We start from the raw sequence: 16,406 nt of genomic DNA on the forward strand, positions 1-16,406 counted from the left end.
ATGCGTATCCTCGTAGCCGAAGACGATAGCAGATTATTAACCCAGCTTGATGCGCTCCTTCAGCAAAATGGCTATAGCGTAGACCTCGCAGATAATGGTGAGCACGCGCTTTTTCTCATTAAAGAATATAGCTATGACCTGGCTATCGTCGACATCGGCATGCCAAAGCTAGACGGATTTGAGGTTATACGAAAAGCTCGTCAAGCTGATATTTCCTGCCCTATACTCATTTTAACTGCTAGAGATAGGTGGCAAGAGAAAGTGGAAGGCCTTGATGCCGGAGCCGATGACTACCTCACCAAACCCTTTCATAACGAAGAGTTACTTGCTCGAACAAAAGCACTAATTCGACGAGCTTCAGGACAAGCGAACCCAACCATTCAGTTCGGCCCTATCTCGCTGGATACCGTTAGTGAAGAACTATCGTTAAACGGTCAAGCTCTGGATCTAACAGCTTACGAATACAAAGTCATGGAGTACCTTATGCTTAACCCGCAAAAGGTCATCTCAAAAACAGAGCTAACCGAGCACATTTATGACCAAGATTTCGATTTAGATAGTAATGTCATAGAGGTTTTCGTGGGAAGACTGCGGAAAAAGCTGGACCCGACCGGTGAGTTAAAGCCAATCGAAACCCTTAGAGGTAGAGGCTATAGGATAAATAGAAGTTTATGAGGCAATTGTCGCTACGTCTTCGGAGTATCTTTCTAGCGATTGTTCTTCTAGCGTTATTTGCGCCCTTTACTGTTGTCATTTTAGATGAGGCATATACTGATAGCCTTACGCAAGCCAAGATGAGTGAGCTTAGGTTGATGAACTTAGGTCTGCTATCGGCTTTCGAGTTAGATGGCGACCTGCCCTATATGCCTGAAATTTTATACGAAGAGCAGTTAAACCTTCCGGGATCAGGTTATCTTGGCGTGATTGTGTTTCGAGACGAAGTAATTTGGCAGTCAGCCTCAGCTCTTGAATATACCTTTGCACCACCTGAGATAGACGTTGCAGTCGGTAACGAGTTATTTTTGGATTCTCATACACCTAAGTTTGAAAAAGATTCCGAGTTTTTTGTATACGCCTTTACTGCGGAATTTGCTTCAAGTAGAGACTTCGAGCCTGTTCGGTTTTATATATTTAACAATAAAGCACTTTTTGAAGCAGAGCGGAATACGTTCTTAGACACGACGTGGCAGTGGATTTTCACGCTCTGTATAGCGCTCCTAATTTTTATTATTATCGGGATTAGCCTAGTACTTCTTCCTGTTAGGAAGTTAATTGACGAAATTTCACAAGCCTCAAGTGGACATAAACGCCAGTTAGAATCACGCTATCCAGTTGAATTCGATTCCTTAAAACAATCCATTAATGGTTTGCTTCAAACTGAGGCCGCCCAAAGGGCGAGATATAAAAACAGTTTAGGAGACTTAGCACATAGTTTGAAAACGCCTTTGGCAGTAGCATCGGGCACTAGCGATTTACCTACTGAGGTAAACGAAGCATTACAGCAAATTGACCGAATCATTAAACGCCAGCTGAAAAGAGCGAGTGCTGGAAAATCTGGCTGGCAACAAGCTATCTATATATTACCCATTTTGCACAAGCTTGCCGATGCAATGGACAAGGTCTACCAAGATAAAGCCCTTACTATTGAGTTTGAACTGGATGAGGATGCTCAGTTTAAAGGAGACGAGACCGACTTCATGGAACTGTGTGGCAACCTTCTAGACAATGCATGCAAAGCAGCGACCAATAGAATTATCGTATCAGCGTCGAAGCGTGCTGGTTGGCTAACAATTAAAGTAGAAGACGACGGCCCTGGTATTCCTGACGACAAAAAGGTGCTTTTGTTAGAGCGAGGAACTCGACTTGATACCTATACAGAAGGCCACGGAATAGGCATGGCGTTGGCGGCCGATTTAGTTTCAATCTACGAAGGTAGAATGCTCATCGAGGACTGTTCGCTTGGCGGCGCTCGTATCGTTATTCAATTTCCCAATCACGAATAGTGTTTTAAAAAGTACAACGAAGTTTGTGCATGACCGTTAAATCCTTGAGCTTTCAATTGCTCGAGTATGAAAGTGGACAGACACTTAATCTTGCACAAAAGTTTTTGGGGGACTGACACATTCTCAATTGACTGTTTAGCTAGGGACCAATGAGAGATTTTTTTAAATCGATAGAGTGTCTGTCCACTTTCTACTTCCACTAAGTTACGACGCAGACTTCTCACCTTCACTCGATAACAGCACCGCAAGCCACTTGCTCTCTTCGCGAGACTCTAGTGCTATTTTAACCACCATGGTTAACGGAACTGATAGCAACATTCCAACGGTGCCTAGCAGCCACCCCCAAAATATTAGCGAAAGGAATACCACAAGTGTCGAGAGCCCCATGCCTTTACCCATCAATCTCGGTTCCACCATATTTCCCATGATGGTATTAACAAGCACAAAGCCAAGTGCGGCGAAACCTGCTGAGGCAGGGCCAAGTTGAACAAATGCGATGAGTACAGCTGGCACAGCTGCAATGATAGATCCAATGTTAGGAATAAAGTTGAGCATGAACGCCAGGACAGCCCAAAGCATGAAATGATCTACTCCCATCACATACAACCAAATGCCAATAATTAAACCTGTCCCTAAACTGACCACAGTTTTTATCGCTAAGTAACTGTTCACAGAACGAATAAATCTGTCGATATGCTTTAGTTTCATTCCAGGATCAGCAAGGGCAATATGCAACCGGCGTGGAATACTGTCTGCTTCAAAAAGCATGAATATGACAGTAAGAAGAATAAGGAATAGGTTTGAAAGTACGCCGCCCATCCCGCTGATGAAATTTGTTGCTACTGACATAGCCGTTGCTGGATCAAGGTGCGAAGCAATTAACTCTCTATTGATGTGAATATTAAATTCAGCCAATTTGGACACAACCCAAGCAAACTCTGTATCAAGCTTACTTCTATATTCTGGCAAATTTTCTCGAAACTCGGTCATAGACTGGCCGACTAAGCCAGCTAAAAGAAAACCAAAAACAACGATAAGCAGTATAACAAAAGTTATAGAGAGCCATTTAGGCACGCCGAATTTCGAGGTCCAACGTATTATTGGGCTACACGCGATCGCTATAAAAATAGAGAGAAAAAACGGTACCATGATCGTACTGGCGGCTTTAATACCAGCCATTACCACTACTAAACATGCTAGAACAATTAGAATTTTTGCTGTTGGCGAGCGTAGTTCCATTGACATTTTGTGCTACATTCCTGACTGAAACGACAACACTTTACAACGACTTATAAACAACTACAAACAAGAGACTTCAATGAACTTTAATCTTGCCACTATTAAAATTAAAAACTTAAGACTACGCACGTACATTGGCATCAATGAAGATGAAATAAAAAACAAGCAGGACGTTGTTGTTAACGTGAAAATTGATTACGACGCTGAAAAAGCGACGAACACCGACGATATGAGTGATGCGCTTAACTATAAAACGATTACAAAGGCAATCATCAAGCTTGTAGAAGACAACCGTTTTTCTCTTCTGGAAAAACTTACCGCCGATGTGCTAAGCATTGCCGCAGAACATTCTTCGGTGCGCTACGCTGAGGTTGAGGTCGATAAGCCACATGCCCTTAGATTTTCTGATTCCGTGTCACTGACACTATCTTGCAATAAGACAGGATAAGGTCATACCTCGAGGAGCTAATTGTGAACATTCTTTTGACCGGTGGAACAGGGCTGATAGGAAGCGAATTTATTCGTCAATATTCTCGAGAACATGAATTCACGGTGATTTCTCGCGACACTTTAAAGGCAAAGAGCAAATTGGGGGATAACGTCAAAATCGTCGAGAACGTTTCTTCGATAGAAAATTTTGAAAGTTTCGACGCAGTAATTAATTTAGCTGGTGAGCCTATCGCCGATAAGCGCTGGACAGACACTCAAAAGAAAATAATTTGCAATAGCCGCTGGGACATCACTTCTGAGCTAGTCTCAAAAATAAATAGTTGTGATGCGCCTCCGCCTGTTTTCTTATCGGGCTCCGCGATTGGTTACTACGGCAATCAAGGAGACAAGCTTGTAACTGAAGAAACTCCTCCTCATAACGAGTTCACCCATGAACTGTGCGCTAAATGGGAGACTATTGCCCAAAGTGTAGATCAAGCTAAGACACGTGTCGTAACGCTTCGAACTGGTGTAGTTCTCACCGAAAAAGGCGGAGCGTTAGGGAAAATGGCACTACCGTTTAAATTGGGGGCCGGAGGTACACTTGGGAGTGGTAGTCAGTATTTGGCCTGGATCCACTTACAAGATATGGTGCGTGCTATCTCCTTCTTGCTCGAGAATAGTACATGTTCTGGTGCATTTAATTTAACGGCACCAGAACCAGTGACGAACAAGGAGTTCTCTAAAGCGCTCGCAAAATCACTCAACCGACCTTGCCTGTTCAATGTCCCGGGCTTTGTGATGAAAGTAGCCATGGGCGAATCGTCGACGATGATACTTGAGGGGCAAAGAGTCATTCCTCAAAAGCTTACTACCGCCGGCTTCAGTTTTGAATTCCCTTCTATCGACGAGGCGCTAAGTGATATATATAGCGCTTAGTTGAATAACTGAAATTCGTTATGCCTTGTGGACAGTCACTTGAATTGCCAAGCAAGTGTGTCCACATTCATTGCACAACATTATCGCGAGGCATGCTGCTTAGTCACAGACCTCAAAAACTTCTATTTACTTTCAAACCAGAGTACTTCTCAAACTCTTAGCGAAAATCACTCTTTCATAATTAGCGAACTTTGCTGTGAAATACACTGTGGACAGACACTCATTTGAATTGAGTGACTGTCCACTACCCTTACACTGCCCTTAATCTAAACGGCACTTAACCGAGTGTCTGTCCGTTTTGTATTAAAGCGCATTTTAAACTAACGCAACAATACCTAAACCATGTTCCGCAGCATCTGACCGGTATTAAGTGTAAGCAGACGCCAGCATCCAAACGCACCTAATATGCCTACAACGATAGCGCCAACGCTTGGCGCTATTGCCCAGTATTCTGGGTGTAAGCTTGCTTCCATTTGGAATACAGAGGTTTGAAGTAAATAAAGGCTCAACTCATTGGCCATTGCTGCCATAAAGCCTGCTACTACACCAATGATAACAAACTCAAAAATAACACTTTTTCTTATCAACGCCCCCTTTGCACCGAGCGTCCGAAGTATGGCTATTTCCTGTCTGCGTTCATCCATACTCGCCTGTACTTGTGCAATCAATACCAGACTGCCCGCTAACAATACCAGCACCAAAATAAATTCAACGGCAACAGACACCTGATCAACGATCTCTCGCAATTGATTAATTCGAGCATCAACGTCGAACATAGTTATTGATGCAAACGGTTTAAGTAGGTTTGTTAACTCTGCCTTTCTCTCGGTAGGAAGGTAGAAACTAGTAATATAAGTTGGGCTAAATGCGGCCATTGCCTCGGGGTGAATAACGAAGAAAAAGTTAGGCTGCATAGTCTGCCAATTCACAGTACGAATACTCGTTACTTTCGTTTCGACAATCTCGCTTCCCACATTAAAAGTGAGCCGATCGCCCATTTTAATGTTCAACCTTTCTGCAACGCCTTCTTCAACGGAAACCGGGAACCATCCTTCGCTGTATTGTTTATCCTCATCGCCATGCCAGTTCCCGTCAATGACCTCGTTTTCTTTTTGAAGCGTGTTGCTCCACGTTAGGTTTGCTTCTCTGCCTAAGCCCCTTCGGCCTTCTCGATTCGGCTCATCTTCTTTAGAAACCTCGGTGTTTACCCCTTCTCCATTTACCGAAACAAATCGGCCTCGAATAACAGGGTAAAACTCTTCAATTTTTACGCCTTCGTCAGCGAAGTGTCTGTCCAACTCGGGTTGAATATCCGGCGTAATGTTAATTAAGAAGTAATTCGGTGTACCTTCGGGCAATTGCGAGCGCCATTGCGAAACCATATCGTTACGCATTACCAGCACCACTAAAAGCAACATAATGGTGACGGAGAAGCTAATAAGCTGCACGCTATTGTCCATTGCACGTCGCTTAATACGTGCCCATGCCAACTGCCACGCCCCCATCCTTCCACTGCCCAACTTGCGTCCCACAGCAATCAAGATGTACGTAGCGCCAAGCAGTCCAAGAACCAGCGCAGCGCCAGAAACGAAAAGAATTGCGCTAATTTTTAAATCTCGGCTATACATCCACATCAGTAAGAATATTGCACCACCGGAAGCCACGAACTGAATGCTTCTGGAACGTAAATTCGCCGATATGTCCTTTCTTAATACGCGAAGCGGGGGAACTGAAAAAAGCTGCAAAAGCGGATATAAGGAAAAAAGCAATGCACACGTAGCGCCTGTAGCAACGGCGATTAAAAGCGGCCGCCAATGCCACACGTCAAGAGATACATCCACCCTGTCCGCTACAATTGAAACCACAACTTGCTGACCGATAAAACCAATTACGAGGCCAATAAATATACCAAGCCCAGTAATGAATAAAATCTGGAACAAATAGACTTTCCGAATGGTGCTGCTTGTTGCTCCCAAGGTCTTCATTATTGCCACAGGGTCAAAGTGACGTTGAGCATAACGCTGAGCAGCAACGGCAATGGAAACGGCCGCTAATACTATTGCTAACAAACTCGCTAACAGAAAATAGCGCTCAGCACTTGCGACAGAACGCCCTATCGCTGACTCGTCATCTTCGACTGTTCGCCACGAGTGTAAATCGTCATTTAATTGGGGCAATAACCAAGTATTGAAGTTTTCTATATCACCCGCATCACCGGCAAAGAAGCCCACATAACGAGCGCGACTCCCTGGCCCAGTAATCGCAGTTTTGTCCAAATCATCTAAGTTAATCAGCGCAATAGGGTCAGTATTAAACACGCTAAAGCCAGCATCGGGAATATCTACCAACACATGGGTGACGGTGAAAGTTCCATCACCAATTTCGATACTATCGCCAATAGAAAGCCCCAAGCTCTGAAAAAGCCGAGACTGTACCCATGCTTCCCCAGACTGAGGTAATTCTGCAGTATTGCGTTTTTCTCCAAAAGGCTGGTCGGTAATATTGACTCTCCCTTTCAGTGGATAAGCGTCATTCACGGCGCGTAAATCAACAAGCGACATCTCCTCGCCTTTAAATACCATTGAGCGTGTTGCCACCTGCTTTGCCGTCTCAAGGCCCTCTTCTTGGGCTCTAGCCAGCCACTCTTCGTTTATAGGATCGTCTGAGCGAAGTTGAGCATCTGCTGCAATGAAAGCCGCAGACCGAGACTTTAGTGCTCCCTGTAAACGCTCGCTAAAAAGTGACAACGACAATACGGCTGCCACAGAAAGCACAATGGCCAGCAATATGATGGTCAGTTCACCACGTCTAGCCTCATGCTTGAAAAGCCGCCAAGCTAAATTAAAAGACGTCGACATCTAAACCGCCTCTTTCTTATTCATTGTGTTCGCGCCAGTTGTTTCAACTAATTCACCAGCATTCATCGTGAGTTGCCTGTCACAATGTTCCGCAAGCTCATTATCATGAGTTACAAGTACGAGAGTTGTGCCTTTTTCTCTATTCATCTCGAACAACAGCGCTTCGATTTTTTCACTATTTTTGGCGTCTAGATTGCCGGTGGGCTCATCGGCGAAAAGTATTTTGGGAGAGGTAATAAATGCTCGCGCTATGGCAACGCGCTGCTGCTCGCCCCCCGACAACTGATTAGGGAAGTGATGTGCGCGATGTTTCAATCCGACTTGCTCTAGAATATCCAAAGCTAGTGCCTTTGGGTTATCAAGCCCTGCAATTTCTGCCGGTAGCATCACGTTTTCCAAAGCTGTTAAGCTTTGAACTAACATAAAGCTTTGGAAAATGAAGCCTACTTTATTTCCTCTTAAAATTGCGCGCTCTTCTTCATTCATGCTGTGAAGTGCTTCACCATCTAAGAAAATTTCCCCTTCTGTAACTTGGTCAAGCCCTGCTAACAAGCCCAAAAGGGTTGACTTACCCGAGCCTGACGCGCCAATAATGGCAACGGACTCACCAGACTTGACTTCAAAAGAAATAGGGCGAAGGATCTGCAGTGAACCTTCACTCGTATCCACTACTTTGGTTACAGCATTAGCTTTTATCATAAGAGGTCATCAATTCGTGTTTGTTAAATTTCGTTATTTGTTCGCTTTTTTACTTATTCTTTTAATACCCTTTCAAGCGCTATCAGATCAAGCCGAGCAGAGCGACACAAGCGAAAATGCGGTTTTACTTGTCTTAGGTGACAGTTTATCTGCGGCTTATGGATTACAGCAACATGAGGGTTGGGTCAGTTTGTTACAAAAGATGTGGCAAGACGACAACATTCCGATTGATATTGTAAATGCTGCGGTAAGCGGAGAGACCACTGACGGTGGTTTGGCGCGATTTCCCCGTTTATTAGAGCAACACAACCCTACCCATGTATTGATTGAACTTGGCGGTAATGACGGCCTTCAGGGCCATAATATCGGTAAGATTAGAGATAATTTAGATTCGCTGGTAAGTGTTGCAAAGGAAAGTAACGCCGTCGTGTTTCTGCAAGAAATGCAAATTCCTTCTAATTACGGCAAACGCTACACGCAGATGTTTACTCAAAACTTCAATAAAGTAGCGGAAGCTCAGGACGTGCAAAAAATCCCTTTTTTCCTTGAAGAAATAGCGCTAAATAAGGACTTAATGCAAAACGATGGTATTCATCCCAATGCTGAGGCACAGCCTTTGATCGCTAATTTTATGGACAGACACTTAAGAAGTTTAATTCTCGATGCTCAATAATTGTGCTAATCTTACTAGGTGATTTTTTTAAATACGAGGTTTGTTTATGGACGTTTCTTCCGTTAATTCGTCTCCTGTTTCCACTGTCTTAGAATCGCCACAGCGACCTACGCAACAGGTTGAGCCCCGTAATGTGCAAGAAAGTCGCGAGACTCAGCCTCAGAGCGCACAGCAGACCTCAAGCACTAACGATGGGCGTGTGGGTTCTAGAGTTGATGTGTTTGTATAACTTGTTCTTTAAATTAAGTTGTTAGGGACAGACACTCGTTTGTATTTTTGCTTAGTCCTCTAGCTAGTAAAGGCGTTTTTGCAACAAGGGAGTTCGAAAGGACAGACACCCGGTGAATAAGGGTGTCTGTCCTTTTTCTTTTGAGTCAAATGACTTAACGATTGACGTCTATCCGTTATGAAGTTCGAGTGTCTGTCCACGATTGCCAGTTCTGAGATTTGATCGAAGAGCACTCATGAAAAATAACCTTCCCTAAAACTGTCCCAAAGACCACTTAAAATTGACGCCGTAAATCTCATAATGCTAATAAATAACTATGGGATACGGATATGCCTTTACCTCGTTACAAACAGATAAACACCGATGTCACGCCTTATTACCACTGTATTTCTCGCTGCGTGAGACAATCTTACCTTTGTGGTCGCGATGCTCGCACTGGTATTAACTACGAGCATAGAAGGAAGTGGATTCAAGATAGGCTCCATAAGCTATCGCAGGCTTTTGCCATCGACTTGTGCGCATACGCTGTTATGCACAATCACATTCATGTGGTATTGCATATAGCAAAAGGCAGAGCTGAAGGCTGGACGATGGATGAGGTCTTGCTTCGGTGGAGGATGTTCTATAAATGCCCGCCCGTAGTGCAGCGATATTTAGAAAACTTTGATTCTGTAACGTTAGATGAGCTAGCAGAATTAAAATCACTATCTATTCTATATCGAGAGCGACTTCAAAGCATTAGTTGGTTTATGCGTATGCTCAATGAATACATCGCTCGAAGAGCAAATAAAGAAGATGAATGTAAAGGCTATTTCTGGGAAAGAAGGTTCAAGTCACAAGCTATACTCGATGAGAAAGCACTGGCCAGTGTAATGGCTTACGTCGATTTAAATCCCATTCGAGCAAAAATAGCAACGACACTAGGCAACTCTCACCATACTAGTATCCAATATCGCTTGAATGCCAAACGCTCGAATAAAACGCCTAGGTTTTTGATGCCTTTTAGCGATAGTCACTACAAGAACACCGTGCCGTTGCCCTTCGCATTTACCGACTATTTACAACTTATTACTGATACGATGAATGCGGAGAATAATAACGATACCTGCAAAGTCCCAAAGCTTCCTAACCGCTTGCTAAGTAAGCTTGGAATGACAAAAGAGAACTGGCAGCTAGTAACCAGTAATTTTGAAACACTTTTTACTGGGCCAGTCGGTTGCCCAGAGATGATGGAGAATTTCGCCATATGCTGCCAAAGAACATGTCGTCCAAACGTTGCAAATGCTCAAAGGTATTTGTCTTGAACCTCAATCGCCATTGAAAAGATGCTTGGTTAAATATCGGCTTGGCGTGCAAGCACATCAACAATGTCCTGAGATTTTGTAAGACGCCTTATGTCGTTGAACAGAACTTCCGCTTCAGGGTATTGTCTTTTCAGGTAGCCGCACCATTGCTTAATTCGATTGGGGTAATATTTGCCCTTGTCACCAAAAATTTCATAGCCAGAGTACTGAATAAGCAACGCAGCCAGTTCAGACCATGGCATAGGTGCTACGCCCTCTTTAATACTCAGCGCCAGATTAGGCATTGCCAATGCACCTCGTCCTATCATCAGGTTGGTACACTCTGATTGGCTCTGACAACGCTTAGCGTCTTCAGCGTTCCAAATTTCACCATTTGCAACAAGTGGAATGTCGGTGTGTTGCTTTATCTTCGCTATCCAGTCCCAATAAGCCGGTGGTTTATATCCCTCCGTTTTGGTCCGCGCATGAACAACGAGCTCAGATGCGCCCGCTTCAGTGATAGCTATAGCATTCTCGATAGCTAAAGACTTGTCTTCAAAACCTAGTCTGATTTTGGCTGAAACTGGAATTTCTGCTGGAACAGCGTCCCTTACAGCTTTCACAATGTCGTAAAGGGTTTGGGTCTCTTTCAACAACACCGCCCCGCCCTTACTCTTATTAACTGTTTTAGCAGGGCAACCAAAATTTAGGTCAACACCAGGAGAACCCAGCTCTATCGCTGTTTGTGCATTCTCTGCAAGCCACTGTGGATGTTGTCCTAATAATTGAACTCGGACAGGCACACCTGCCGGAGTTTTGCCACCATTATGAAGCTCAGGACAAAGTCTATAAAACGTTTTCTTTGGTAATTTTTGATCGACAACTCTTACAAATTCAGTAACGCACTGATCGAAACCACCTACGCGAGTGAGCATATCTCTCATTAAGTGATCAACAACGCCCTCCATAGGGGCAAGCATTACTTTCATTGCAAAAATCTCAGTTTAATAGAACATAAAATCGGCGCGGGAGTTTAGCAAAAAGCACTTATATCAGCCAGGCTTTGATGCTTAGTTTTTCAACTTCTGTGACTGTCTATTTAAGGTGCATTTAAGGTGGATTTGAATTGCAGCTATTTAAATTTAGTAAGTGTCTGTCCGCTAGACACTTTAATTCATGTGGGAGTGATGCTGGCTTCTAATTTTATACGAATAGAAAAGCTTGTGTGTCTGTCCATACGTAGAAAGTTCCTGATAGAAATCCGCATTTAGCCTATTTACGAAGCCTTGACTAGGTAGCGGCTTCATTTTCTAAATTTTCAAGGCGAGTAAATACGGCCTTCTTTTGATTATCGGTGTATGTCCGCCAATTAATGATTTCTTCAATCGTACGTTTACACCCAATGCAAATGTCTTCTTCGGTTAATTTGCACAAGGCTACACATGGGGAAATTAAGTTCATAAAGCTTCTGTTTTATCCAGACCGTCTTTTTTACTCTGTACTCGCGAAGCTGCTATAGCTGCCATTGTAGTTTCTGATAGCTCTTTATTGGACCACAAACAAACATGACAACCAAAGCGCGATTCAAGATATGAGGAAAACTCAGTGTCTGTCCCACAGTCATACCTCACTAAATTTTGCTTTTTACCGTCGTAAATAACCGCAGAATAAGTAAACACAAAGAGCCTCCTAGAAAAGAGGCCCAAATATACATCTAGACGTCTAAACGTTCAAGCGTCTAAATTTAAATAGTCGAGTGCAGCGCAAATTGCGGCCACCTGAGCATCATTGCAATTCTCGGGTGTCGCATTATCGCTATCGGGATAGACTTCTGTGGTTGTGACGTACTTAGCATCTGTCATACCTCCACAAAGATACAACGACTTCTTGTCATAGCAAATTACACCTTCACTCACCACATCCGCACCTATAATCTTTCCGTTTTCATCGGCAGGTGCGATATGCGTTACTTTTTTCACAGCCTCAATAACTGCTTTTTGAAACTCTATTTGGGGGCTTGGAGTATTAGCAACCGTATAGAAACCATCTGGAATGTTCCAGTTATCATGTGTCACCCCATCCCGCGCAGCCAGTGCTGGTCTAAACTCACTATTGTCCGTGTCTGTCGTTTCATGCAAATCAATATGAAGCGTGAGAGATAACGCTAAGTCAGATACTAATTGCATAAGCTGAGCAGACTCTGGTGCAGGAGAATCACTGTAAAACGAGCGGTTCGGATCTAATGCCATTGGGTTCCATCGATTTATCGACTCGTATCCCCAGGGACTTACACATGGCACCACAACTATATTTACTTGCTCCGCGTACTGAGCCAACTTTGTTTCAATAAATTGAAGCGCTCCTTGCACACCACTGGTTTCGTAGCCGTGAACACCGCCTGTAACGAGTGCAGACGGCTTTTCAGCGTCAAAATTCTTGGGAATTACAGCATATAGTGGGTAACGCGCTGTATCGTAAGGAAGTGCGCCATACTGCTTTAACTCAAAGCCTTCAGGGATAATGTTGAAGAGTTTATTAAGTACTTCTTCCTGATAACTTCTTTTCACAGTCTGCTGTGCTTTCCATTGGGCTTTTTCTTCTTCGCGCCACGGCTCACCTGGAGTTCCAATTGGATAATTCTGCATATAACACCTCTTTTGTATTTTTTAGATCATAACAGTTCAACAAGCTCACGTATCTATCACACAAAAGTTTCTTAAAGGGTTGTGACATGAGTTCTTTACGCATTGAACCTCTGAAAAGTACTTGCGCGAAGGTGTTGACGCCTCTTTTGTAAGAATTGCAAATTCCGATGAAAATGATCGGTGTATGTCTAGGTAGATGGTTTAAAGAGGGAAAGAAGAGTGTATGTCCACTGAAGCTTTCGTAAGATGGCTTTGCATCTATTTGCTTGCAGATTTAATTGCAGTGTCTGTCCATAAAGTTTTCTGTCCACAAAGTTTTAAGCCAGAAACAAAAAAACCAGCCGAATGGCTGGTTTTTTCGATATGGCGTCCCCTAGGGGATTCGAACCCCTGTTACCGCCGTGAAAGGGCGGTGTCCTAGGCCTCTAGACGAAGGGGACTGAAAATTTTCTTTCGAAAGCACTGCTTTCGAGATTTCAGTTAGGAAAAGTGAGTCAGCGAACTGAGCGACCTTACCTTACCGAAACTTTCAGTCAGAAGTTGATTAATCAACTCCAGCCTATTTCACAGTTTTAATCGACTGTGACGCGATAAAATGGCGTCCCCTAGGGGATTCGAACCCCTGTTACCGCCGTGAAAGGGCGGTGTCCTAGGCCTCTAGACGAAGGGGACTGAATTCTTTCTTCGAAACTAATTTTTCGAATTTTCAGTCCGAAGCTGCGTTAACAACTTCAGCCTATATCAAACCACATCTCAATGTGACTTGGTGGAGCCAGGCGGGATCGAACCGCCGACCTCCTGCATGCCATGCAGGCGCTCTCCCAGCTGAGCTATGGCCCCATCATGGTACCAGTCATTTTGTGTGACTGTTCCGTGACAGCGGGGCGCATTCTAGGCATCCCCCCCTGTCATGTCAACGCTTTTTTTATGAATTTTCTCTGTTTGCTATAAAAGTAAGCGCTTTGTCGATTCTCTCGCCAATTTTCTCTTTTGAGATAAGATTCAACGTGATATCTAATGACGGTGAATTACCGCCACCTGTCACAGCTACACGCAGCGGCATACCTACTTTCCCCATGCCTACTTCCAATTCTTCGGCTGTACTGTTTATAGCAGCCTGAATATTTTCCGGGTTCCACTCTTCAATTGCCATTAATTTATCTTTAGCAAGCTCTAATGGGCCGCGAGCGACTGGACGAAGGTGTTTTTTCGCTGCGTTCGCATCAAAATCTTCATAGTCTTGATAAAAGTACGTAGAAATCTCAGCTAATTCTTTAAGCGTTTTTACTCTATCGGCCTGAATAGCGATAATAGATTCGAGCGCTGGGCCTGTCGTTAAATCAACATTCAACTCTTCAAAGTGCCATTTAGCATGTGAAGCTACTTCACTGGCTGGTAATGTCTTAATGTAGTGTTGATTCAACCAAATTAGCTTTTCTGTGTTAAATGCCGATGCAGATTGCCCAATGGCATCTAAGCTGAATTTCTCAATCATTTCATCAACTGAGAAAATTTCTTGGTCGCCGTGAGACCACCCCAACCTAACAAGGTAATTAAGCACAGCTTGCGGTAGGAAACCATCATCGCGATATTGCATCACGCTTACAGCGCCATGACGCTTAGATAACTTCTTGCCGTCATCACCCAAAATCATAGAAACGTGAGCATATTCTGGAACAGGTGCACCAAGCGCTTCAAGAATATTGATTTGACGTGGCGTGTTATTAATATGGTCTTCACCACGAACTACGTGAGTAATACCCATATCCCAATCATCAACAACTACACAGAAGTTATATGTAGGGGTACCGTCAGAGCGCTGAATAATAAGATCGTCTAGCTCAGTATTGCTAATCTCGATTTTTCCACGCACGTGATCATTAATTACCACTTTGCCTTCTAGAGGGTTTTTGAAGCGGATAACAAAAGGCTGACCTTCTGGGTGATCCGTTCTGTCTCTCCACGTACCAGGGTAGCGAGGCTTCTCACCACGTTCTTTTTGCGCTTCACGAATCGCATCTAACTCTTCAGAGCTCATAAAGCATTTATACGCTTTACCTTCATCCAAAAGCTGCTGAATAAGTTCTTTATATCTATCGAACCGCTCAGTCTGATAGATTGGCCCCGTATCCCACGTTAAACCTAACCATTGCATTCCGTCTAGAATGGCCTGCTTTGCTTCTTCAGTTGAACGCTCGATATCTGTATCTTCAATACGAAGAACAAACTCGCCGCCTTTGCTTTTAGCAAGAAGCCAAGAATAAAGCGCAGTTCGTGCGCCGCCAACGTGAAGATAGCCTGTTGGGCTGGGTGCAAATCGTGTAACAACCGACATGGTCACTCTCTATTGTTAATGTATTTCTAAAGTTGGGCGCATTCTACCAGTGTAAGCGCGACTTCAAAAGTAAGATAAGAATAGAAGGAAAAAGAAATCTCTTGAAGTAGTTTAGATGGTACGAAGAAAGTGAGCTATAAAGTGGACAGACACTTATTGTTGAAGCCCACTTTTTCAAAATTCATTTCTTACTGAAGTGGACACACACTCAAAAAAGTCCAATGATCAGAGAGTGACAGAACCGATAATAGCTTCAAAAAAGTAAGTGGGTGTCCGAAAAGACCAGGTACTTTAAATAAAAAGATTCTGCACGCACTTTATCAGGTTTACGTGAGTGCCTGTCCTTTCTCCTTCTCTCCTTTTTTTTCGTTTCGTGTTTTATAAGTGACTGTTCACTTGGTAATTCAATTGATATTTCAAGAATAAAGTAAGCACCACTTTTATTTGGTTAGGTTTACTAGCGTTTAGCTACGAAAAAAAAAGTGGGTGTCCACTTTGCCCTTGTTTGCCACTTCTTCTTTTAAAAAATGAGTGTGTGTCCATTGTGCGAAGCCCCATTGTTCGAGGCCAATTTAATTATATGTTTGTGGTAAATAAGTGACTGTCCACTTCAATTCCAGCCAACCTCTATTTCAACTCTTAGTAAGAAGCGAGTGTCTGTCCACCCAAGCTCCAGCTTTTTCGTGTAAACCCACGCTGCAGTTTTTGTCTATCAATAAATTCAAAACGCGATTAAAAACGCTGTTCTTTTCATCAATTTAGTTAAGATGCAGCCAGAGTGTCTAAAATTCGGGCACACAGTCATTTTTCTTTAATTTTATTGTTGACACTAACGGAACCGACTCTATAATACCGCCCCACTTGCTTAGGCAAGCTTTAAAGAAATATGGACGCTTAGCTCAGTTGGGAGAGCATCGCCCTTACAAGGCGAGGGTCACTGGTTCAAGCCCAGTAGCGTCCACCACTTCTTCACCGTGGTTAAATAGTGAAATCAAAAATATGGACGCTTAGCTCAGTTGGGAGAGCATCGCCCTTACAAGGCGAGGGTCACTGGTTCAAGCCCAGTAGCGTCCA

The 16,406-nt window shown here is 43.6% G+C and carries 15 protein-coding genes and 5 tRNA genes; 9 read left to right on the forward strand and 11 right to left on the reverse strand.

From position 1 onward, the window contains the following. Positions 1–675: a response regulator transcription factor gene (locus WA381_RS13375; RefSeq protein ID WP_014948936.1), complete on the forward strand. Its 675-nt coding sequence runs from the start codon at positions 1–3 to the stop codon at positions 673–675. Further along, on the forward strand, positions 672–2,003 hold the full coding sequence (locus WA381_RS13380) for an ATP-binding protein (protein WP_156086163.1): 1,332 nt from the start codon (positions 672–674) through the stop codon (positions 2,001–2,003). The genes WA381_RS13375 and WA381_RS13380 overlap by 4 nt, the downstream gene beginning before the upstream one ends. 204 nt (positions 2,004–2,207) lie before the next feature. Here WA381_RS13380 and WA381_RS13385 read toward each other — a convergent pair whose 3' ends face one another. Next, complete coding sequence (locus tag WA381_RS13385; protein WP_014948934.1) at positions 2,208–3,248, reverse strand: AI-2E family transporter; 1,041 nt, start codon at positions 3,246–3,248, stop codon at positions 2,208–2,210. Between the two features lie 73 nt (positions 3,249–3,321). Here WA381_RS13385 and folX point away from each other — a divergent pair, with 73 nt between their 5' ends. Together folX and WA381_RS13395 are read left to right on the forward strand one after the other, a co-directional pair. Further along, positions 3,322–3,690, forward strand: coding sequence for a dihydroneopterin triphosphate 2'-epimerase (gene folX, locus WA381_RS13390; RefSeq protein ID WP_012517852.1), 369 nt, complete (start codon positions 3,322–3,324; stop codon positions 3,688–3,690). Positions 3,691–3,713: 23 nt separating this feature from the next. Then, positions 3,714–4,610 carry a TIGR01777 family oxidoreductase gene (locus tag WA381_RS13395; protein ID WP_156086162.1) on the forward strand — a complete coding sequence of 299 codons (897 nt, stop codon included), beginning with the start codon at positions 3,714–3,716 and terminating at the stop codon, positions 4,608–4,610. 335 nt (positions 4,611–4,945) lie between these two features. Here the strand turns inward: WA381_RS13395 and WA381_RS13400 are convergent, their stop codons facing one another. Beyond that, positions 4,946–7,468 (reverse strand): ABC transporter permease, encoded by a 2,523-nt coding sequence (locus WA381_RS13400; RefSeq protein ID WP_156086161.1) that lies wholly within the window; start codon positions 7,466–7,468, stop codon positions 4,946–4,948. Next, positions 7,469–8,167, reverse strand: a complete 699-nt coding sequence (locus WA381_RS13405) for an ABC transporter ATP-binding protein (RefSeq protein ID WP_039225748.1) — start codon at positions 8,165–8,167, stop codon at positions 7,469–7,471. Positions 8,168–8,183: 16 nt separating this feature from the next. On the opposite strand from WA381_RS13405, the gene WA381_RS13410 reads away from it, so the two are divergent. The 3 genes from WA381_RS13410 to WA381_RS13420 all read left to right on the forward strand — a co-directional run bounded on the left by WA381_RS13410 (position 8,184) and on the right by WA381_RS13420 (position 10,373). Next, positions 8,184–8,840: an arylesterase gene (locus tag WA381_RS13410; RefSeq protein WP_156086160.1), complete on the forward strand. Its 657-nt coding sequence runs from the start codon at positions 8,184–8,186 to the stop codon at positions 8,838–8,840. Between the two features lie 46 nt (positions 8,841–8,886). Further along, complete coding sequence (locus WA381_RS13415) at positions 8,887–9,069, forward strand: hypothetical protein (protein ID WP_156086159.1); 183 nt, start codon at positions 8,887–8,889, stop codon at positions 9,067–9,069. Between the two features lie 329 nt (positions 9,070–9,398). Then, a complete protein-coding gene (locus tag WA381_RS13420; protein ID WP_156086158.1) occupies positions 9,399–10,373 on the forward strand; it encodes a transposase in 975 nt (324 codons plus the stop codon). Positions 10,374–10,402: 29 nt separating this feature from the next. Here the strand turns inward: WA381_RS13420 and dusC are convergent, their stop codons facing one another. The 8 genes from dusC to gltX all read right to left on the reverse strand — a co-directional run bounded on the left by dusC (position 10,403) and on the right by gltX (position 15,332). Continuing rightward, a complete protein-coding gene (gene dusC / locus WA381_RS13425) occupies positions 10,403–11,341 on the reverse strand; it encodes a tRNA dihydrouridine(16) synthase DusC (RefSeq protein WP_061485318.1) in 939 nt (312 codons plus the stop codon). A gap of 301 nt (positions 11,342–11,642) precedes the next feature. Further along, a complete protein-coding gene (locus WA381_RS13430; protein WP_081106071.1) occupies positions 11,643–11,813 on the reverse strand; it encodes a DUF1289 domain-containing protein in 171 nt (56 codons plus the stop codon). Next, positions 11,810–12,031, reverse strand: a complete 222-nt coding sequence (locus WA381_RS13435; RefSeq protein WP_014948926.1) for a hypothetical protein — start codon at positions 12,029–12,031, stop codon at positions 11,810–11,812. The genes WA381_RS13430 and WA381_RS13435 overlap by 4 nt, the downstream gene beginning before the upstream one ends. Before the next feature lie 51 nt (positions 12,032–12,082). Then, positions 12,083–12,997, reverse strand: coding sequence for a M14 family metallopeptidase (locus WA381_RS13440; RefSeq protein WP_061485316.1), 915 nt, complete (start codon positions 12,995–12,997; stop codon positions 12,083–12,085). Positions 12,998–13,361: 364 nt separating this feature from the next. Further along, positions 13,362–13,437 (reverse strand) — tRNA-Glu (locus WA381_RS13445). A 156-nt stretch (positions 13,438–13,593) separates the two neighbouring features. After that, positions 13,594–13,669: transfer RNA gene (locus tag WA381_RS13450), tRNA-Glu, on the reverse strand. Between the two features lie 92 nt (positions 13,670–13,761). Further along, positions 13,762–13,837 (reverse strand) — tRNA-Ala (locus WA381_RS13455). Between the two features lie 85 nt (positions 13,838–13,922). Beyond that, entirely contained in the window at positions 13,923–15,332 is a 1,410-nt protein-coding gene (gene gltX / locus WA381_RS13460; RefSeq protein WP_014948924.1) for a glutamate--tRNA ligase, read from the reverse strand. 888 nt (positions 15,333–16,220) lie between these two features. Between gltX and WA381_RS13465 the strand changes: the two genes are divergently transcribed. Continuing rightward, positions 16,221–16,296, forward strand: a tRNA-Val gene (locus WA381_RS13465). A gap of 37 nt (positions 16,297–16,333) precedes the next feature. Continuing rightward, a tRNA-Val gene (locus tag WA381_RS13470) sits at positions 16,334–16,406 on the forward strand.

The organism is Alteromonas sp. CH_MED4-4 (genome assembly GCF_037029575.1).
GTDB lineage: Bacteria > Pseudomonadota > Gammaproteobacteria > Enterobacterales > Alteromonadaceae > Alteromonas > Alteromonas macleodii.